15 protein-coding genes and 1 tRNA gene are annotated in these 21,078 nt (G+C 57.1%); all 16 read left to right on the plus strand.

Going from position 1 to position 21,078, the window contains the following annotated elements; all coding sequences use genetic code 11:
* Positions 1 to 43 precede the first annotated feature (43 nt).
* The 16 genes from QZ298_RS01605 to QZ298_RS01680 all read left to right on the plus strand — a co-directional run bounded on the left by QZ298_RS01605 (position 44) and on the right by QZ298_RS01680 (position 20,990).
* On the plus strand, positions 44 to 3,379 hold the full coding sequence (locus QZ298_RS01605) for a SusC/RagA family TonB-linked outer membrane protein (protein WP_296004984.1): 3,336 nt from the start codon (positions 44 to 46) through the stop codon (positions 3,377 to 3,379).
* 13 nt (positions 3,380 to 3,392) lie between these two features.
* Positions 3,393 to 5,084, plus strand: a complete 1,692-nt coding sequence (locus QZ298_RS01610) for a RagB/SusD family nutrient uptake outer membrane protein (protein WP_296004985.1) — start codon at positions 3,393 to 3,395, stop codon at positions 5,082 to 5,084.
* Positions 5,085 to 5,098: 14 nt separating this feature from the next.
* On the plus strand, positions 5,099 to 6,097 hold the full coding sequence (locus QZ298_RS01615; RefSeq protein WP_296004986.1) for a putative zinc-binding metallopeptidase: 999 nt from the start codon (positions 5,099 to 5,101) through the stop codon (positions 6,095 to 6,097).
* A gap of 12 nt (positions 6,098 to 6,109) precedes the next feature.
* Positions 6,110 to 7,483: a DUF4302 domain-containing protein gene (locus QZ298_RS01620; RefSeq protein WP_296004987.1), complete on the plus strand. Its 1,374-nt coding sequence runs from the start codon at positions 6,110 to 6,112 to the stop codon at positions 7,481 to 7,483.
* Between the two features lie 274 nt (positions 7,484 to 7,757).
* Positions 7,758 to 8,600 (plus strand): 5-dehydro-4-deoxy-D-glucuronate isomerase, encoded by an 843-nt coding sequence (kduI, locus tag QZ298_RS01625; RefSeq protein WP_296004988.1) that lies wholly within the window; start codon positions 7,758 to 7,760, stop codon positions 8,598 to 8,600.
* 290 nt (positions 8,601 to 8,890) lie between these two features.
* A complete protein-coding gene (locus tag QZ298_RS01630) occupies positions 8,891 to 9,685 on the plus strand; it encodes a gluconate 5-dehydrogenase (RefSeq protein ID WP_296004989.1) in 795 nt (264 codons plus the stop codon).
* A gap of 261 nt (positions 9,686 to 9,946) precedes the next feature.
* Complete coding sequence (locus QZ298_RS01635) at positions 9,947 to 11,791, plus strand: 2-oxoacid:acceptor oxidoreductase subunit alpha (RefSeq protein ID WP_296004990.1); 1,845 nt, start codon at positions 9,947 to 9,949, stop codon at positions 11,789 to 11,791.
* A gap of 5 nt (positions 11,792 to 11,796) precedes the next feature.
* The gene (locus tag QZ298_RS01640; RefSeq protein ID WP_296004991.1) at positions 11,797 to 12,825 is read left to right on the plus strand and encodes a 2-oxoacid:ferredoxin oxidoreductase subunit beta; all 1,029 of its coding nucleotides are present in this window, start codon (positions 11,797 to 11,799) and stop codon (positions 12,823 to 12,825) included.
* 432 nt (positions 12,826 to 13,257) lie between these two features.
* Positions 13,258 to 13,331 (plus strand) — tRNA-Ala (locus QZ298_RS01645).
* Positions 13,332 to 13,633: 302 nt separating this feature from the next.
* Positions 13,634 to 14,866: a site-specific integrase gene (locus QZ298_RS01650; RefSeq protein ID WP_296004992.1), complete on the plus strand. Its 1,233-nt coding sequence runs from the start codon at positions 13,634 to 13,636 to the stop codon at positions 14,864 to 14,866.
* A gap of 2 nt (positions 14,867 to 14,868) precedes the next feature.
* Positions 14,869 to 15,258: a BRO family protein gene (locus QZ298_RS01655; protein ID WP_290016488.1), complete on the plus strand. Its 390-nt coding sequence runs from the start codon at positions 14,869 to 14,871 to the stop codon at positions 15,256 to 15,258.
* A 137-nt stretch (positions 15,259 to 15,395) separates the two neighbouring features.
* Positions 15,396 to 16,433 (plus strand): Fic family protein, encoded by a 1,038-nt coding sequence (locus QZ298_RS01660; protein ID WP_290016487.1) that lies wholly within the window; start codon positions 15,396 to 15,398, stop codon positions 16,431 to 16,433.
* Between the two features lie 153 nt (positions 16,434 to 16,586).
* Positions 16,587 to 16,928, plus strand: coding sequence for a helix-turn-helix domain-containing protein (locus QZ298_RS01665; RefSeq protein WP_288816342.1), 342 nt, complete (start codon positions 16,587 to 16,589; stop codon positions 16,926 to 16,928).
* Entirely contained in the window at positions 16,925 to 17,254 is a 330-nt protein-coding gene (locus QZ298_RS01670; protein WP_296004993.1) for a helix-turn-helix domain-containing protein, read from the plus strand. Before QZ298_RS01665 ends, QZ298_RS01670 begins: the two co-directional genes overlap by 4 nt.
* A gap of 122 nt (positions 17,255 to 17,376) precedes the next feature.
* Positions 17,377 to 18,840: a DUF3945 domain-containing protein gene (locus QZ298_RS01675; RefSeq protein WP_296004994.1), complete on the plus strand. Its 1,464-nt coding sequence runs from the start codon at positions 17,377 to 17,379 to the stop codon at positions 18,838 to 18,840.
* 59 nt (positions 18,841 to 18,899) lie between these two features.
* On the plus strand, positions 18,900 to 20,990 hold the full coding sequence (locus tag QZ298_RS01680; protein ID WP_296004995.1) for a type IA DNA topoisomerase: 2,091 nt from the start codon (positions 18,900 to 18,902) through the stop codon (positions 20,988 to 20,990).
* Positions 20,991 to 21,078: the final 88 nt, after the last annotated feature.

Genomic DNA, 21,078 nt, shown 5'->3' on the forward strand with positions numbered 1-21,078 from the left:
GTCCCATCGTCCCGCTGTGACGACGACCTGCTTCACAAACCTTATGAAAATAAAAATACACTTTTTCCTGGCTGCGCTTCTTGCTTTGTGCTGTTTCGGCAACACCCAGGCACAGAACCGCACGATAACAGGCGTCGTCGTAGACGATGCCGACTCGTCGCCCGTGAGCTTCGCCACGGTCTCCGTACCGGGCACCTCGCTGGGCACGACGACCGACAATGAAGGCACGTTCAAACTCACGGTACCCGCATCGACCGGAAGTCTCTACGTCAGTATGCTGGGCTACACGGCGCAGACCGTCGAACTCGGCGCCCGCACCGATCTGCTGATCGCCCTGGCCAAAGAGAGCCTGGGCATCGACGAAGTGGTCGTTACCGGCTTCCAGACGCTCAAGAAATCGACCTTTACCGGCTCGTCCGTCAAGTTGAAGACCGATGACTTGCAGATGAGCGGCGAAACCGACATCAGCCGCATGCTCGAAGGCAAGGCCGCAGGCGTGCAGATCCAGAACGTCTCGGGCACGTTCGGCGCGGCGCCCAAGGTACGCGTGCGCGGCGTGACGTCGATCAGCGGCGAGAACAAGCCGCTCTGGGTCGTGGACGGCGTGGTGCTGGAAGATGTGGTCAACATCTCCAACGACCAGCTGGCCAGCGGCGACCCCACGACGCTGCTGGGTTCGTCGGTCGCAGGCATCAACACCAACGATATCGAAAGCATCGACATCCTCAAAGACGCCGCCGCGACGGCGCTCTACGGCGCACGTGCCATGAACGGCGTGATCGTCATCACGACCAAGCGCGGACAGGAAGGACGTCCCGTCGTACGCTATTCGGGCAACTACACCATCCGCTCGATCCCTGCCTACGATCAATACAACATCATGAACTCCGCCGACCAGATGTCCATCTATGCCGAAATGGAGCGCAAGGGAATGCTGAAACCCGACATCGTGAACAACGCGGCATGGGGCGTCTACGGCATGATGTACAACCGCATGCAGACCTACGACCCGGCTACGGGCAAGTTCCTGCTGGACAACACCTACCAAGCGCGTCACGACTTCCTGCTGAGCCATGCACAAGCCAACACCGACTGGTTCGGCCTGCTCTTCCGTCACAGTCTCATGAACGAGCACACGGTAAGCGTGAGCGCCGGCTCCAAATATGTCAAGACCTATGCGTCGGTGGGCTTCCTCAACGATCCGGGATGGACGGTAGCCGACAAGGTAAACCGCTACACCGCCAACCTGCGCAGCGACTTCATCCTCTCCAAAAAATTCGAACTTTCGGTGCTGGCCCAAGGTTCGGTGCGCTCGCAGCGCGCGCCCGGCTCGCTCTCGCAGGAGACCAACCGCGTGACCGGCACCATTTCGCGCAACTTCGACATCAACCCGTTCAGCTATGCGCTCAACACCAGCCGCGCCCTGCGCCCCTACGACGAGCAGGGGCAAAAAGAGTACTACCAGCTCAACTATGCCCCCTTCAACATCCTGGACGAACTGGAATACAATAAAATAGACCTCGACGTGATCGACGTCAAGGCCCAGGCCGAATTTACCTACAAGATCATCGAGGGGCTGCGCTACAACTTCACAGGTGCCGTGCGCTACGTGAAGTCCAAGCAGACGCACGAAATCCACGAAAACTCGAACATGGCCAACGCCTACCGCGCTGCCGGCAACTCGACCGTCCGGGAGAACAACCCCTACCTTTACCGCGATCCGGACGATCCCGATTCCGAACCGGTCGTAGTGCTGCCGTTCGGCGGCTTCTACAACACGACGGAAAACAAGCTCATCAACTACGACATCCGTAATTCTCTGAGCTACAATAAATCGTGGAACGACAAGCATGATCTCAACGTGCTCGTGGGCCAGCAGGTAAAATACACCGACCGCACCTACAACACCAACACGGGCTACGGCTTCATGTACGACATGGGCGGCACGGTAAACGTCGATTACCGCATCCTCAAGCAGATGATCGAGTCGAACTTCCCCTATTACAGCCGTTCGCTTACCTACGACCGTTTCGCCGCCTTCTACGGCAACTTCGACTACACGTTCGACAAGCGCTACTCCATTTCGGGCACGCTGCGCTACGACGGATCGAACAACCTCGGCACGGCGTCGGGGTCGCGGTGGCTGCCCACCTGGAACCTCAGCGCCAAATGGAACCTGGGCCGCGAACGCTTCATGGAACCCTGCGCCGGCTGGCTCGACTACTTCTCGGTGCGGGCCAGCTACGGCCTGACGGCCTCCATGCCGCCCATCTCCAACGCCACGGCCGTCTACATCAACACCAGCACCACGCGCCCGGGCACCGACATCGAATCGTCGATCGTCATCGACCAGCTCGCCAATCAGGAACTTACCTGGGAAAAGAGCTACCAGACCAACGTCGGATTCGATTTCTCGCTCTTCAGCGGGCGTTTGGACTTCTCGTTCGACTACTTCATCCGCAACTCGTTCGACCTGATCTCCGTCATCAAGAGTTCCGGCATCGGCGGCGAGTTGTACAAGTATGCCAACGTCGCCGACCTGCGGGCCTCGGGTTACGACATTTCGTTCGGCGCCCGACCGGTCGTCTACAAGGATTTCCGCTGGACGACCAACCTCACGTTCGGATACTCGCACAACAAGATTACCCGTTCCGACTATGAGAACAACATCATGGGGCTGACCCGCTCCACAGGCGGCAACAAGCAAGGCTATCCGGTCAACTCGCTCTTTTCTATCCCGTTCGCAGGTCTCGATCCCGCCACGGGTCTGCCGATGTTCTACGGCCCCGACGGCACGAAGACCTTCACGGCCGACTTCCAGAGCACCGACACGAACTACCTGAAATACGAAGGGCCGATCGACCCGAAATATACCGGAGGATTCAACAATACCTTTACCTACAAGGGACTCTCGCTCAACCTGTTCTTCACGTTCCAGGCCGGCAACGTCGTGCGCCTCGCCCCCTCGTTCGCCAACAGCTACGACGACACGCAGGCCATGCCGCGCGAGATGTTCGCCCGCTGGACGCTGCCCGGCGACGAAAACCGCACCGACATCCCCTCGATCGCCGACAACGAAACGCTCAAACAACTGGTGGGCATCTACCCCTACAACTCCTACAACTACTCCACCGCGCGGGTCGCCAAGGGCGATTTCATCCGGCTGAAATCCCTCTCGCTGAGCTACGACCTGCCCAAGAAGTGGATGACGGCCACCACGTTCATTTCGAGCGCCACGCTGCGCTTCTCGGTCAAGAACGTCTGTCTGCTCTATGCCGACAAGAAGCTCAACGGCCAAGATCCCGAGTTCGTCAACACGGGCGGCGTCGCACAGCCCATCCAACGGCAGTTCATCCTTTCGCTCGATCTGGCATTCTAAAACGGTTCCCATCATGAAAAACATAATTTACAGCATTTCCATCGCACTGGCCGCCGCGCTGCCGCTGGGCGGCTGCTCCGAGTTCCTCGACACGGTGCCCGACGAGCGCACGCAGCTCGACAAGGTCGACAAGGTCGAGGCGCTGCTCGTCTCGGCCTATCCGCAGCGTTCGTTCGCCGCCCTGGTGCACTACCGCTGCGACAACATTACCGATTTCGGCATGACGCAGACCGGCGGACAGCCTATTTCGCTGGTGCAGTTCGCCGGCGAGGAGTTTACCTGGTCGGAGAGTATCCAGCCCAACGGCAACGACACCGAAGAAGCATTCTGGACGGCCTGCTACGAAGCCGTCGCCCATGCCAACCATGCGCTGCACGCACTGGACGATCTGCCCGAAACCGAAGGCCGCGCCGCCCGGGGCGAAGCGCTCATGGCCCGAGCCTTCTCGCATTTCTATCTCGTGTCGCTCTTCTCGGAGCTTTACAACCCTACCACCGCGGCGCTCCATCCCGGCATTCCCTATGTTACCGAACCCGAGGAACGTCCGATCGTGACCTACCGGCGCGAAACCGTGGCCGACACCTACGCAAAGATCGACCAGGACATCCAGGCCGGCATGCCGCTGATGACCGACGGCGCAGGATTCCACGCCCCGAAGTACCACTTCGGCATCGCCTCGGCCTGCGCCTTCGCCACGCGCTTCTACCTGCTCAAGGGCGACTACGGCAACGTCATCAAGTATGCCGACATGGTCTTCCCCGTGCCGTCGCAGTTCGACGACATCCTTACACCCGCAGGCACCGCCCTGAAGAATGCCGACGGCACGCCCGTGAAGAACGTCAGCCCCGCAGACAACGCCATCGCGTTCGCGGCAGGCAACTTCCACCCGTTCATCTCCTCCTATACGAGCATGAGCACCGCCACCGGCATCATGGGTGCCTATGCCAGCTCTTCGACGGCGGCCAACCTGCTCCAAAGCGAACAGTTCACTTCGCTGGGACTGCTCAACTACCGCTACTATTCGCGCTTCGGACTCTCGCTCAACGATGCCCGGTCGATGCTCTTCGCCGATAGCGGCACGAGCGGCGGCGACTGGATCTTCCTGGGCTGCTTCTACGGTTCGGACATGCTGTTCCTGCCCAAACTCGACTACGACCTTTACAAGTCCTCCGTGTCGGCCACCAGCGGCATCCCCTACTCCGTCATGCCGCTGCTGCGCATGGAAGAACTGCTGCTCAACCGGGCCGAAGCCTACGTGATGACCGACGACTTCGACAAGGCCATCGCCGACATGAACGTCTACCTTTCGCAGCGCATCGTACGCGACGCCACCTCCGATTCGGGCCGGGTCTACGATCCGAAGAACTTCTATCTCTCGCGCGACCGCGCCCTGGAAGCCACAATCTCCGACCGCACCGTCAACGGATTCATCAACCAGTACAACGACACCGCGTCGTGGCCCGAGATCAAGAAGGCACTCGTCATCCTGCTGCTGCGCTACCGCAACCTGGAGTTCTGGCAAGAGGGACTGCGCTGGTACGACATCCGCCGCTGGAACATTCCCGTAAAGCACACGCTGGCCTCGGGCGCTTCGAACACGCTGGCTCCGGGCGACGGACGCCGCGTGCTGCAAATCCCCGAATCGGCCCTGCTCTCGGGCGTCGAAAAGAACGAACGTCAGAACGTCGACGACGTATGGAACTAACAATGCTACGAAACATGAAACTCAACCGATATTTTCTCCCGCTGCTGCTTTTGCTCGGCATCGGCAGCGTCGCCTGCCAGCAGGAAGACGCACTCCATGTAGACGACGCCATCTTCGGTCTGGGCGGCAACGACCGGCAGACCGAACTGGACGAATGGCTGCACGACAACTATGTGACGCCCTACAACATCAACGTGAAGTACAGATGGAGCACCTATGAGGTCTCGACCACGGCGCAGCTCGTGCCCGTGCACCGCAACCTGGTCAAACCCATGATGCAGATGATCCACGACGTATGGTTCGCCCCCTACGAAAAGACCGCCGGGGTAACTTTCGTCAAGCAGACCACGCCCAAGAACATCGTGCTGGTGGGCAGCCCCGAGTACGACGAACAGGGCAACCTGACCCTGGGCCAGGCCGAAGGCGCCAACAAGATCACGCTGTTCGACTGCAACAACTTCAACCCCTCCAACGAGGAGTGGCTCAAGCGCCTGCTGCACACCATCGAACACGAATTCGCCCACATCCTCCACCAGACCCGCAGCTACGACAGCAGCTTCAAGAGCATCTGCGCCGGCAGCTACAACCCCACGGGCTGGTACAACGTCTCGGAACTCAACGCGCTGCTCGACGGGTTCCTCTCGTCCTACTCCATGTCGGGCGCCGACGAAGATTTCGTCGAGATCGTATCGCTCATCATGGTCTACGGCCCCGAATGGCTGGACTATCGCTACATGGTGCTCCAAACGCTCGTCGACCTGCCGGCCGGCGACAACGAGACGTCCGAAGAAGCCGCCATGCGCCGCGACCTGTCGGCCCGGGCGGCCAAAGGTCTCGAACGCTTGCAGAACAAGGTACAGATCGTGAGCAGCTACATGAAAACCGTCTGGGGCATCCAGTTCTTCGATGTAGAGGGCGGAGACAAAGGGCTGGTCGGCGAAGTGCAGGAAGCCATCGCCCAAGTGCTCGCCCAAAACGCAGGGATCGATTACAGCCAGGCCGACGAACAATAAAAACACGACACCATGAAGAAAATCATCCATATTTCAGTACTTTGTGCGCTGGCATGCTTCCCGGCTTGCGATCTGAAAGAAGATTATTCGTCCATCGGCAGCGTGGACAGCCGCATCGCGGCGCAGCTCTCCGAATACGAAACGCTCCTCTGCTCGGCGCCCTACGGCTGGCTGGCCGATGTCGCCACGGGCCGCGGCGGCACGCACCGGCTCTGGATGGGGTTCGCCGACAACGGCGAAGTGACCATGTACACCGATTACGTCGAATACTATCGGGCGCTCCGCACCCTCCCCTACACGAGCACCTATGCCGTCAAGGCCCAGCAGCGTCCCACGCTTTCGTTCGACACCTACTCCTACCTCTCGATCTTCGCCGATCCCGATCCGCTGGCCAACGGCGCAGGAGAGACGGGCATCGGCATGATCGCCGACTTCGAGTACGAAATCCTCTCCTACGACAAGGGGCAGTTCCTGTTGCAAGGCCTCAAGCACGGCATGAGCGGCACGCTGACCGAAGCCACCCTCGAAGAGTACCAGGCCGTGCAGGCCGGCGCCCTGATGGACTGCATCGACGGCTCGCCGATCTATGAACCGCAGTTCCTGACCTTCAATTACGGGGGCAAAAGCTACGAACTCTCATCCAACGGCCGCCGCACGGCTATCTGCCGGCTGGAGCGCCGCGAACCGTACAGCGCGATCGTCAACAGCCGCATCGACTTCGCAGGCAACCTGATCCTCGAAACCCCGCTCACGCTGGGCGACCAGCAGATCACGCGTTTCGACAAGACCGCGACGGGCTATTCGGCCGTCATCGGCAACGAGCTGGTCGACATCGTCCGGAGCACCTCGACGCCCGCCTCCTACATGGGACTGCGCAACACCGATCTGTCGAATGTGTTCTATTCGTTCCCCTCCAATGCGCAGACCGAATGGAACAGCGAGTTCTACGTCATCGTCCAGCAGATGATGACCAACCTCTACCGAGACCCCGAGATGCCGCTCTACGTCTCCTACATCGGCGTGCAGTTCTACACCAATCCCGTCGCATGGGTCGAGATCGGCTACTACCTGGTCACTTCGGCCGGGCTGGACACCAGCCGGGTCTATTCGAGCGTCTACCAATACCCGCTGACGATGAATCCCGACGGCTCCTATACGTTCGGCGACAGCTACACCAACGTCTACGGCGAAGACCACATCGTCTCCAACATCGTCAAGGGACATTCGACCTGCCTGCTCGACGGGTTCTTCAAGGGCCGCACGTTCTATTGCAAGGCCTGGCCCCGCGCCGAATACAACGGCAACTACCCGTTCGTGGCGCTCGTGCCCACCCAAGGGGTCGAAGAAACCGGCGCCATGGTCGGGTTCATGATGGTGCAGAACTGACTCCGGTCACGCATCCTATTCGAAAGCGGCTCCTGACGGGAGCCGCTTTTTTTCGTCTCCTCGCGCCGAGCAGGCCGCACCGCCGCCATGCCGCATACTCCGTCGCGCCCGCCCCCCCCCGGGGTTGCCGCCCCGCCCTAAAAATCGCATACCAGCATTTCGTTTTTCTCAGAAATTGGTTACCTTTGTAAAATTGCCGGCGCCGAACCGATGCGTCGGAATGCAACATGCGTCCGGCAATAACGACCGCAAACCCAAAAAACTGCATACATTCATGAAAACCAACTACGAAATCCGCTACGCTGCGCATCCCGAGGATGCCAAACATTATGACACGACCCGTCTGCGTCGCGATTTTCTGATCGAAAAGGTCTTCGCAGCCGACGAAGTGAACATGGTCTACTCGATGTACGACCGCATGATCGTGGGCGGCGCCATGCCGGTGCACGAAGCGCTCGCACTCGAAGCGGTCGACCCGCTGAAGGCTCCCCACTTCCTCACGCGCCGCGAGATGGGTATCTTCAACGTCGGCGGCAAAGGCCGCGTGAAGTCGGGCGACACGATCTTTGAACTCGACTTCAAAGAAGCACTCTATCTGGGTGCCGGCGACCGCGAAGTGACTTTCGAGAGCGTCGATCCGCAGCATCCCGCCAAATTCTACTTCAACTCCACGACGGCCCACTGCACTTACCCCGACCGCAAGGTAACCAAGGCCGACGCCGTGGTGGCCCACATGGGTTCGCTCGAAGGTTCGAACGACCGCAACATCAACAAGATGCTGGTCAACCAAGTGCTGCCCACATGCCAGTTGCAGATGGGCATGACCGAATTGCTGCCCGGCAGCGTATGGAACACCATGCCGGCCCACGTCCACTCGCGCCGCATGGAAGCCTACTTCTACTTCGAGGTGCCCGAGGAGCATGCCGTATGCCATCTGATGGGCGAGGTCGACGAGACGCGCCACATCTGGATGAAGGGCGACCAAGCTGTCCTCTCGCCCGAGTGGTCGATCCACAGCGCCGCCGCCACGCACAACTACACCTTCATCTGGGGCATGGGCGGCGAGAATCTCGACTACGGCGACCAGGACTTCTCGAAGATCACCGACCTGAAATAAGCGATCGGAAAAACCGATGAGGTGCGGCCTCATCGATATCGGAAATCGAAATCGTTTCAGAATGAAAGCGACAAGGCTGTTCTTCTTGGTTTTTCCATTGTTCTTTTCCTGCGGTCTCTCCGCACAGAACAAACATACGATCCGCATCGGTGCCGGCGCAACGTACGATCATTGCAAGTATCTGTACGGCGTGCATGTTCAGGATGCGGAAGGGCAATCGGTCTTGAAGCACATGCGGCATTCGGCGTCAAATTCTAATCAGTATTCGTTTTTTAACTTTTAATAAAAATATGGTAAACTTTTCTTTGGAAGGTAAGGTCGCGCTCGTGACGGGCGCCTCCTACGGCATCGGCTTCGCACTGGCCACGGCATTCGCACGCCAGGGCGCCAAGATCGTCTTCAACGACATCAAGCAGGAACTCGTGGACAAAGGCCTGGCCGCCTACAAGGCCGAGGGCATCGAGGCCCACGGCTACGTCTGCGACGTGACCGACGAAGAGCAGGTCAACGCGCTGGTAGCCCAGATCGAAAAGGAGGTCGGCACGATCGACATCCTCGTGAACAACGCCGGCATCATCAAGCGCATCCCCATGCACGAGATGACCGCCGCCGAGTTCCGCCAAGTGATCGACATCGACCTCAACGGTCCGTTCATCGTCTCGAAAGCCGTCATTCCGTCGATGATCAAGAAAGGCCACGGCAAGATCATCAACATCTGCTCGATGATGTCCGAGCTGGGCCGCGAAACCGTATCGGCCTATGCCGCAGCCAAGGGCGGTCTGAAGATGCTCACGCGCAACATCGCCTCGGAGTACGGCGAGTACAACATCCAGTGCAACGGCATCGGCCCGGGTTACATCGCCACGCCGCAGACCGCGCCGCTGCGCGAAAAGCAGCCCGACGGTTCGCGCCATCCGTTCGACGCTTTCATCGTCGCCAAGACGCCCGCCGCACGCTGGGGCACGCCCGAGGATCTGATGGGCCCGGCGGTGTTCCTCGCCTCGGAGGCTTCGAACTTCGTCAACGGCCACGTCCTCTATGTCGACGGCGGCATCCTCGCCTACATCGGCAAGCAGCCGAAATAAGAAAAAGATTTAGATCAAGCGACCGCCCTTTCGGAAAATTTCCGAAAGGGCGGTTTTTCATCCTCCGAATACTTCAACTCAGTTCGGCAACTTGCAGGCCGGCACCCTTTCCGAAGCTATTTTGCGGCTTATTTCTTAAAATTCCGCAACCAGCTGGAGCCGGCGACTCTCCCTTGCATCAAATTATTTCCTCGATTGTGAATAATCTAACAATAAATTCCTATATTTGTATAGCCTTATAAAAACCTAACCGCATACAACATGGAACAGCTCTCTGTGCGCGAACTGCAAGACGTCGTGATCCGCTTCTCGGGCGACTCGGGCGACGGCATGCAGCTTACGGGCACGCTTTTCTCCGACACCTCGGCTCTGATGGGCAACGGCATCTCGACCTTTCCCGACTACCCCGCCGAAATCCGCGCCCCGCAGGGCACCGTAGCCGGCGTCTCGGGCTTCCAGGTACATTTCGGCGACCGCCGCGAGTTGAATCCCGGCGACTACTGCGACGTGCTGGTGGCGATGAACCCTGCCGCGCTCAAAGCCAACCGCAAATGGCTGAAACCCGGCGCCACGGTCATCCTCGACGGCGACTCGCTTACCGAGGAGCACATCCGCAAGGCCGGTTTCGCCACGCTCGACCCGCTGACCGAGCTCAAGTTGGACGAATACAACGTCGTGGTGCCCGACATTACCTCGATGACGCGCGAGGCGCTCAAAGACACGGGGCTGGACAACAAAGCCGTCGTCAAATGCAAGAACATGTTCGCTTTGGGCATCTGCTTCTGGATGTTCGACCGTCCGGAAGACCATGCTTTCAAATATCTCGACGGCAAGTTCGCCAAGAAAAATCCCGCCGTCGCCGAAGCCAACAAGCTGGCTATCAAGGCCGGATACAACTATGCCGCCAACACCCACCAGTTCGCCAACAACTACCGCGTGGCGCCGGCCCAGCTCGAAAAAGGCACCTATCGCTCCATCAACGGCAACGTAGCCACGGCATGGGGTCTCTGCGCCGCAGCTGAAAAAGCCGGACTGCCGCTCTTCTGCGGCTCCTATCCCATCACGCCGGCGACCGTGATCCTCGAAGAACTGGCCAAGCGCAAGGACTTGGGAGTCAAGACCGTGCAGGCCGAAGACGAAATCGCAGGCATCTGTACCGCCATCGGCGCCGCATTCGCCGGCAACTTCGCCGTGACGACTACTTCCGGCCCCGGTCTCTCGCTCAAGAGCGAGGCGCTGGGTCTGGCCGTCATGACCGAACTGCCGCTGGTGGTGGTCGACGTACAGCGCGGCGGCCCCTCGACGGGTCTGCCGACCAAGACCGAGCAGAGCGACCTCCAGCAGGCGCTCTACGGCCGCAACGGCGAGTGCCCGGTAATCGTCGTGGCCGCCTCGTCGCCGAGCGACTGCTTCCACTATGCGTTCGAAGCGGGACGTCTGGCCATGGAGCACATGACGCCCGTGGTGCTGCTTACCGACGGATTCATCGCCAACGGCTCCGAGCCGTGGCGCATTCCGCAGATGAAGGACTACCCTGCCATCTGTCCGCCCATCGTCGATCAGGCGCCCGAAGGCGGCTTCATGCCCTACGTGCGCAACGAGAAGCTGGCCCGCGGCTGGGCATTCCCAGGCAAAACGGGCCTGGAACACCGCGTCGGCGGCCTTGAAAAAGACTGCGTCAAAGGGTGCATCTCCCACGACCCGGCCAACCACCAGAAGATGGTGACGACACGTGCGGCCAAGGTCGCCAAAGTTGCCGACTACATTCCCGAGCAGCAAGTCTATGGCGACGCCGAGGGCGATCTGCTGGTCGTAGGCTGGGGCGGCACGCGCGGCCACCTGCAAAACGCCGTGGACGAGATGCGCCGCGAGGGCAAACGCGTCTCGCTCTGCCACTTCAACTACATCAACCCGCTGCCCCGCGGCGTCGAGGAGATCTTCGCCAAATTCCGCCGCATCGTGGTGTGCGAGCTGAACGAAGGGCAGTTCGCCGCCTACCTGCGCCAGCAGCTCCAGCAGTTCCGCTACGAACAAATCAACAAGTGCGAGGGTCTGCCGTTCACGGTGGCCGAGCTGAAACAGAAATTCGAAACCTTATTGAAGTAAAAGCTATGGCAGACTACAAATATACCCCCGCCGACTTCAAGAGCGACCAGGAAGTGCGCTGGTGCCCCGGCTGCGGCGACCACGCCATTCTCAACGCCGTGCAGCGCGCCCTGCCCGAAGTGGCCGACCGCACCGACACGCCCCACAACCTCTTTACGTTCGTCTCGGGCATCGGCTGCTCGTCGCGCTTCATCTACTACATGAAGACTTTCGGCTTCCACTCCGTCCACGGACGCGCCAACGCGGTGGCAACGGGCGTCAAGGTGGCCAATCCGCGGCTCAACGTGTGGGTCACGACCGGCGACGGCGACTCGCTGGCCATCGGCGGCAACCACTTCATCCACGCCATCCGCCGCAATGTCGACCTGAACGTGATCCTGTTCAACAACGAAATCTACGGTCTGACCAAGGGCCAATACTCGCCCACCTCGAAGTTGGGCAAGATTACCAAGACTTCGCCCTATGGAACGGTCGAAAAGCCTTTCAATCCGGGCGAGCTGGTCATCGGCGCGAAAGGTACGTTCTTCGCCCGATCGATCGACATGGAAGTCAACCTCTCCAAGGAGTGCATGGTCGCCGCCGCGCTGCACAAAGGCCTGTCGGCCGTCGAAGTGTTGCAGAACTGCGTGATTTTCAACGACAAGACCCATGCCGCATTCGCCGCCGACAAGGCCACACGCGCCGAACGCACGATCACGCTGCGTCATGGCGAAAAGATGCTTTTCGGGGCCAACAACGAGAAAGGTCTCGTCTTCGAAAACATGAAACTCAAGGTTGTGACTGTGGGTCAGGATGGCTATACGCTCGACCAGGTGCTGACACACGACGCCCACGAGCGCGACACGACGCTGCACATGATGCTGGCGGCCATGAAATATCCCGACTATCCTGTTGCCGTGGGCGTGATCCGCGCCGTCGACGACGACGCAGTCTACGACCTGGCGGTCGAACGCCAAGTCGAGGAAGTCAAGGCTGCATCGAAAATCCGCTGCGTCGACGACCTCTTGCACTCCGGCGCCACGTGGGAGGTATAGGCTGCCCGTCCTCCCGCTGCACCTGGGCGGAGACTTCCGGATTTCGGAAGTCTCCGCTTTTTTTCGCGTCTCTGCTCCTCCGGCCCGGCACATAACTCCGGTCTGCAATCCGGGTTCCCTGCACCGGTTTCTATAAGGGAGGAACTGCCAAAGTGGGTTGGTTTTCAAACTCGGCAGCAGATCGGCTTTCGGGTTCAAAGTCAACCGGAATTCCGCGGCAAGCGGCAAAAGCGGTTTTCAGATTGCCCGCGCCGGGTTTACTACCGCACCCGGCGTTTCATATCCCGTTCCTGAACCCCGCATTCGGAGTTCCCGCAATTCCGCCCGGGCCATCGATCCGCGGCATTCCGCCGGCATATTTCGCATCCGCTCCACCTTTATTTGTTTTTTGTTTGGATTTTCAAAAATTCGTTTTACCTTTGCAGTCAATCCGGGGGATTAGCTCAGCTGGCTAGAGCGCTTGCATGGCATGCAAGAGGTCACGAGTTCGAATCTCGTATTCTCCACTTCGATCCGAGACAAATCGGAGCCAAACGAAGACAAATCCCGCAAAATCAAGGTTTTGCGGGATTTTCGTTTTCTTCTCTCGGACATCCGGAAGACACGAAAAAGCCCCATTCGGACAAAGTCGCGTTACTAAAACCGTTACTAAAACGGCTTTGGGATTTTAGTAACGATTTACGACGCAAGTCGCTGATTTGTCGTCTATTGTCCTAAAAGTGTCTGCTCATAAACCAATTATTAACCGGTTCTTTGTCGACGGCGGTCGTTACTGAAATCGCCCGGCAAGAACAAAACGAGAGGTATTATGAGCAAAAGCACATTCACGATTCTTTTCTATGCCCGAAAGAATCAAGTAAACAGAGCTGGTAAAGCGGGCATTATGATTCGTGTTACGGTCAATGGAGAATCCGTACAATTCAGCTCGAAGCTGGACATCGAACCGGAGCTGTGGGATGCGACGAATCAAAAGATGCTCAGCACGACGAAAGCCGCACGCGAATTCAACGCACTACTCGACGAAATACGGACGAGCCTGCGCAACCACTATCGGGAAATCGAAAAATACGAAGCCTATGTAACGGCGGAGAAAGTCCGCAATGCCTTTTTAGGGATAACGATTCGACAGCAAACGCTGCTGGGAACATTCCGCAGACATAACGAAGATGTACAGAAGCTGGTAGGCATCAGCAAGAGTGCGGCCACTTATCGCAAATACGACCGCTGCTTCCGAAGGGTGGAAGAGTTCATTCAGACAAAGTATCGGATGAAAGATGTCGCGCTGAAAGAAGTAACGCATTCGTTTCTTGTAAGCTTCGAGCAATATCTGCGGACGGAAAAACAATGCTGTCAAAATACGGCAGCCAAGTTTTTACAAACGCTGCGCATGATTATCATCGAAGCGAAGAACAACGGATGGATTTTCAACGATCCGTTCGCCAACTATCGAATCCGGTTGAAAAAGGTCGATCGCGGCTACCTGACCGAAGAAGAACTGCAACGCATTTTGCAAAAGAAGATGCCGTGCGTACGGCTGGAACAAGTGCGTGACGTGTTTATCTTCGCGTGCTTTACGGGATTGGCTTATATAGACGTACGGAATCTGACCAAAGAGAATATCCGCACCTCGTTCGATGGTAAGCTATGGATTATGACGCACCGCCACAAAACACAGACGCCGGTAAACGTGCCGCTGCTGAAAGTACCGCAAATGCTTTTGAAAAAGTATGAGGGAACACTGCCCGACGGTCAATTGCTACCTGTACTGAGTAATCAGAAACTCAATTCGTATCTGAAAGAAATTGCCGACCTATGCGGAATCGAGAAGAACATCACGTTCCACACGGCGCGGCACACCTTTGCGACGACGATGACGCTGGCCAAAGGAGTCCCGATCGAAACCGTATCGAAAATGCTGGGCCACACGAACATCGTGACAACCCAAATCTATGCCCGCATTACCAACGACAAAATAGGTCGGGACATGCAAGCGCTGGCGGAACAATTAGGTGAAATCGAGAAAATAGCGTTGGAGGAATAGCTATGAAACGAGGCACCATTATCATAGAACCCGCCCACGTTGCAGTAGCTTTGTCATCCGATGGAACGGTATGGATGACCGTCGAAGAAATCGCTACGATATTCCATATTACGGGAGCAAGTGTGGAACGGCATATCGCAAAGCTATTCTCCGAGTGCGAATTGGATAAACGCAAGGTGCGGACAGAACAAAATATAGTGCGTAATGGACGCCAGTACGTTGTTGAATATTATAATCTTGATATGATTATTGCACTCTCCTATCGAATCGACACGCCTGCAAGCAAGGCGTTCCGACGGTGGATTGCAGAACAAGTTGTCCGAGCTGTAAGGCTGAAACCTATAATACCTATTGTTCTGCAAATTTATTCGCATATAAGCCAAGTCAATTAAACCGAAAGACGGCGGAAGAATTTGATGTCTTTCTACCGTTTCTTATGAATAAAGCTCATTTTCGGCGCGATTTTTCATGCAAAAACGCCCAAATTGAGCTTTATTTGCATATATTTGTGAGCTATAAACTATCTGCGATGAAAAACGCACGTCTCGATTCCATACTCGCCTACCTGCGCGACAACCCGCAATCCTCCTCGAAAGCCATTTTCGATGCCCTACCCGACATCGGCGGCTATGCCACTGTCAAACGGGAACTGGCGAAAGCCGTTGCCGAAGGAACGATTGTCGTTTCGGGACAACGAAAAGCAGCCCGCTATTCTGTGGCGCCGGGATCCAGCCTACTGCAACTGGTCGATATGGAAGCCTATTTCAGCAAGGAGATCGACGAACGAAACATTTGCGAATCCTACAACTTCGAACTGCTGGACACGCTTGCGACGGTATCGCTTTTCACACTGCAAGAGACCGCGAAACTCGACGCATTGCAAAAAACCTTTGCAGACCATCTGTCGAGACTGACCACCACCGAATACCGCAAGGAGATGGAGCGGTTAGGAGTAGATTTGAGCTGGAAATCGTCGCAAATCGAAGGCAACACCTATTCGCTGCTCGAAACCGAACGCCTGCTGCTTGAAAAAGAGACCGCCGCCGGTAAAAGCAAGGATGAAGCCGTGATGCTGCTGAACCACAAAGAAGCGCTGGATTTCATCCTCGATCATCCGGACTATCTTTCGGAGCTGACCGTAGCGAAGATCGAGAACATCCATTCGATACTGGTCGAAGAACTGGCCGTAGACCGTAACATCCGAGTACGGCGTGTAGGCATTACGGGCACGAACTACCGACCGCTGGACAATGAATTCCAAATTCGGGAAGCGCTGGAACGAACCTGCGCACTGGTAAACGGAAAAGAATCCGTATTCGAGAAAGCACTGCTCGTGCTGTTGCTGCTTTCGTATATCCAGCCGTTCGCCGACGGCAATAAACGCACGGCGCGGATTGTCAGCAATGCCCTGCTTGTAGCCAACGGCTACTGTCCGCTGTCGTTCCGCACGGTCGATTCGATCGACTACAAGAAAGCGATGCTGCTGTTCTATGAACAAAACAATGTGTCGGCATTCAAACGGATATTCGTAGAACAATTCGAGTTTGCTGTCGAAACGTACTTTTGACAATCGAAACAACAAATCAACGGCGGTGGAGAGCGATTTCCACCGCCGTTTTGTTTCTTATATCCAAAAAATCTCTCCATAGTCATTACCTACTATGGAAACCGTCGCGTGACGAACCGTCATCTTTGCCGCATAAACCAAGAAGCGGCAAAGATGGAAATCATCACTTTCAACCACAAGGTCTATCAGGATTTGAGCGAGAAGATCGAACGAATCGCCGATTACGTCTTCAAAAAAGAGGCACAACCACAGCATACGCCGGAAATCTGGCTCACGAGCGAGGAGCTGGCCGATCTGCTGAAAATAAGCACCCGCACGCTGCAACGGCTGCGCAAAGAACGTGTAATTCCCTACACGATGGTGCGCAGCAAATGCCTCTATCGGCTCTCCGACGTCGAGGAGTGCATCGCCCGTCGTATCGTTTCCTGCACTCCGCAAACATTGGACGAGTTTCGCAAGAACTATTTGCTTACCCACAAATCGCTCGACCGATGATTCTCGAAACCGAAACTTTCGAGCGATGGATGCGCGAAATCATCGCGCGCCTCGATCGCCAAGAGCACCTATTGCAGTCGCTCAAGGGTACGGGAATCAAGGAGGCGATGTACGTGGACGGCGAACGCCTCTTGGACAATCAGGATTTATGCCAGCTCCTGCAAACGAGCAAGCAGTCCCTGCAACGCTACCGCAGTTCGGGGATGCTGCGTTATCGGAAGCTGCGGCACAAAACTTACTACACTGAATCAGACGTACAAGAGTTCCTGAAAAAACATTTGGAGACGTTCTCGGCAGGTTGCCACGCCTCCGATCCGAAGCGCTGACGACGCCACTTGCTATCAACCCGACACCACAAGCTGTCAGGCGCAACAGAAACGGTATCAGCAGTTTATTCCGCAGCTAATTTCGCAGTCGTGCATCGTGCACGCTTATAAATCAATCATGTATGGAACAGAAAAAGAAAGACCAAGATGTTCTGATCGTCCGGGACGAGCAGACGGGTGAAATCGGAGTGGTCGCGGGGCTAAAAAGCGACGGCACACCGAATCTGAAACCCGCCAAAACAGAACACGCGCAGGACTTCCTGCGTTTCGACAGACACGGGGACGTGCTGGACAACTTCTTTGCCAACTTCTTCCGGCAATGCAAGGAGCCGAACCGCTTCGGATTCTACCGCGTTGCTGTCGAAGGCATGGAGAACGTGGTTGCGGTAATGAAAGACCTGCTGAAAGACCCCGTAGGTTTTCGGGATGTGCTCGCGCCGCACAAAGTCGATACGACCAAGTACGAACAGGCCGCTGCGCAGCAAGTGCAGGAAACGCCGCCCGAACCCGAAAAGGAGGAGAAACAACAGGATGAGAAGTATCGGCCTATCGACGAAACGCAGGTCGACAGCGAAGCATTCGAGCGCCTTTGGGGCGTAAGGGTCGAAGACCTGCGTCAAGCCGGATGCTGGGATCGTATGCTCGGCCACGGCAAGTCGCCATTGGTAACTTGTTATCCCGAAATCGGAGGCGTGCGTTTCCCGGTCGAAGCGCGACTGTCGCTGCGGGAAAACCCCGACGGCACGGTATCGCTCGTACCGCATCCGCTACGGCGCGAGCCCGATCTCAAATCTTACGAGAACATCGAGTTCACGGATTCGGATCGGGAGAGCCTGAAAAAGACGGGCAATCTGGGACGTGTCGCCGAAGTGCTCGACAAGAACACCGGCGAACTCGTCCCCTCTTATATCAGTATCGACCGCCAGACGAACGAAACGATTGCCGTACCTGTCAGCGCTCTCCGTATTCCTGACGAGGTAAAGGGTGTCAAACTCGACAAGGAGCAGCAGGCGGCATTAGCCGCAGGCAAAGGCGTCTATTTGGAGGGCATGACCTCCAAGAGCGGAAAACCGTTCAACGCCACGATTCAGATCAACGCCGACAAGCAAGGACTGGATTTTCACTTCGGCGGACAGAGGCAAACGCAGCGCGCCGAACAGCGAAACGGGCAGACGCAGGATGACGGGCGCAAGGTCTATATCGGTAAAACGTTGCTCGGGCTGCCGATTCTCGATGAGATGCGACAGGGCTGGGCACAAAACAAATGGGTGCTGATGGAGGGTCTTACCGACAAGAAAGGCCGCACGTTCAACGCCTACGTCCGGCCGAATCACGAGAAGGGCAAATACGACTTCCGCCGCACCATAGCCGACAAGTCGCAGATCCACGAAATCAAACCCGCGCACGCTTCGGAAACGCAGGTAGCGGTAAACACGGAGGACAAGACCAACGAAGCGACCAAACACGTTGGCGAGCCGCTGAAAAAGGGTCAGACAGCACCTGCCGACACAAAACAGCAGGAACGGCAAGAGCAAGGCGAGAACCGCCGTCAACATATCCGCAAACGGTCGGGGATGAAAATGTAATTCCGACATCCATCGAAATCGGGACTTTCAGTCCTACACCACTAAATCCACAGTAAAATATGCAAACTATTCTGACAGAAAAACCGAGCGTCGCGCGAGAGATTGCGCGCATCGTCAAGGCGACCCGCCGTGAAACGGGCTATTACACGGGCGGCGGCTATAACGTAACATGGGCTTTCGGGCATCTGGTACAACCGTCCCTGCCGGACAGCTACGGCATCAAGGGGTTTCACCGCGACAACCTGCCGATTATCCCGCCTGTCTTCCAGCTCGTGCCGCGACAGGTCAAGACCGACAAAGGCTACAAGCCGGATAGCAATGTGGCGGCGCAAATCAAGATTATCGCACGGCTGTTCCGCGAAAGCGAGCGCATCATCGTAGCGACAGATGCAGGACGCGAAGGCGAACTGATCTTCCGCTACCTGTACGAATACATCGGCTGCGCAACGCCGTTCGACCGTCTCTGGATCAGCTCGCTCACGGACAAGGCGATTCGCGAAGGGCTGGAACGCATCAAGAGCGGCTCGAAGTACGACAACCTCTACTACGCGGCCAAAGCCCGCAGCGAGGCCGACTGGCTGGTAGGCATCAACGCCACGCAGGCCATTACGATAGCCGCCGGACGCGGAACATATTCGCTCGGCCGCGTGCAGACGCCGACGCTGGCTATGGTCTGCGAACGGTATTGGGCGAACAACCGTTTCACACCCGAACCCATGTGGCAGGTGCATTTCGCCACGCCCGGAACGGACGCCGATTCGGTCGTCAAGTTCTCTTCTGTCGAGAAATGGAAAGAGAAAGCCCCTGCCGAAGCTGTTTATAAGGCTCTCGAAGCACAAGAAACGGTAAGTATTACGAAAATCGAACGCAAGGAAACCGTGCAAGAACCGCCCCTGCTCTACGATCTGACGACACTCCAAAAGGAGGCGAACAGCAAGCACGGATTCTCGGCGGAGAAGACGCTCGCCATCGCACAGAAGCTCTACGAGGCCAAATCGATCACTTACCCCCGCACGGGCAGCCGCTATATTCCCGAAGATGTTTTCGCGGAAGTACCTGCTCTGCTGCGTGCACTCAAAGACAACGCCACTTGGAGCAAACACCTTGCATCGGCAAGCTCTCCGACCCGCCGCAGCGTGGACGATACGAAGATTACCGACCACCACGCACTACTGATTACGGGCATGAAACCGCGCAACCTCTCCGCTGATGAGCAGACCGTGTACGACATGATCGTCGGGCGTATGCTCGAAGCCTTTGCCGCACCCTGCATCAAGGATGTTACAACAGTCGTAGCGACATGCAGCAGCGTGGAATACACACTGAAAGGTGTCGTTGTAAAGCAAGTAGGTTGGCGCGACATCTATGGCGAGGAGACGGAAGATACCGTGCTGCCCGAATGGACGGAGGGTATGACGCTTCCCGTCGGCGGCTGTTCGATGACCGAGGGCAAGACCAAACCCAAACCGCTGCACACGGAAGCGACGCTGTTGGCAGCGATGGAGACGGCAGGCCGCGAAATCGAGGACGACGAAATGCGTCAAGCGCTCAAAGCGTGCGGTATCGGCACGCCCGCGACCCGCGCGGCGATCATCGAAACGCTCTTTTCGCGAGAGTATATGATAAGACAAAAAAAGTCGCTCGTGCCGACCGAGAAGGGGCTGGCACTCTACTCGGTAGTCAAGAATATGCGTATCGCTAACGTGGAGCTGACGGGCGACTGGGAGGCTGCGCTCGCCAAGATCGAGCGGGGCGAGATGCGTGCCGAGACATTCCGCGAGGCGATCGAGATCTACACCAAGCAGATTACCTCGGAGCTGCTCGCCTCGGACAAGCTCTTTGCACACAAAGGATCGGACTGCCTTTGTCCCAAATGCAAAACGGGACGGATGCAATTCTACGGTAAGGTCGTGCGCTGCGACAACGCCGCGTGCGGACTGCCCGTGTTCCGCATCAAGGCGGGCAAGACGCTTTCCGATGCGCAAATCACCGAGCTGCTCACGCAGGGGAGAACAGAAATAATCAAGGGCTTCAACAGCAAGCAAGGCAAGGCGTTTTCCGCCGTCGTCGCTTTCGACGCAGAGTTCAACACTGTTTTCGAGTTTCCCGAGATGAAAAACAAACCGCGCAAACCCAAGAAAAGGAAATAATGCGTATATTCGCCACTGAGTTCACGGTCATAGGTCGTTGCGACTACTCGATAGCCGATACCGATTTATTCTCTGTGGATTTAGTGGT

This window comes from uncultured Alistipes sp. (genome assembly GCF_910580175.1).
Classification (GTDB): Bacteria; Bacteroidota; Bacteroidia; order Bacteroidales; family Rikenellaceae; genus Alistipes.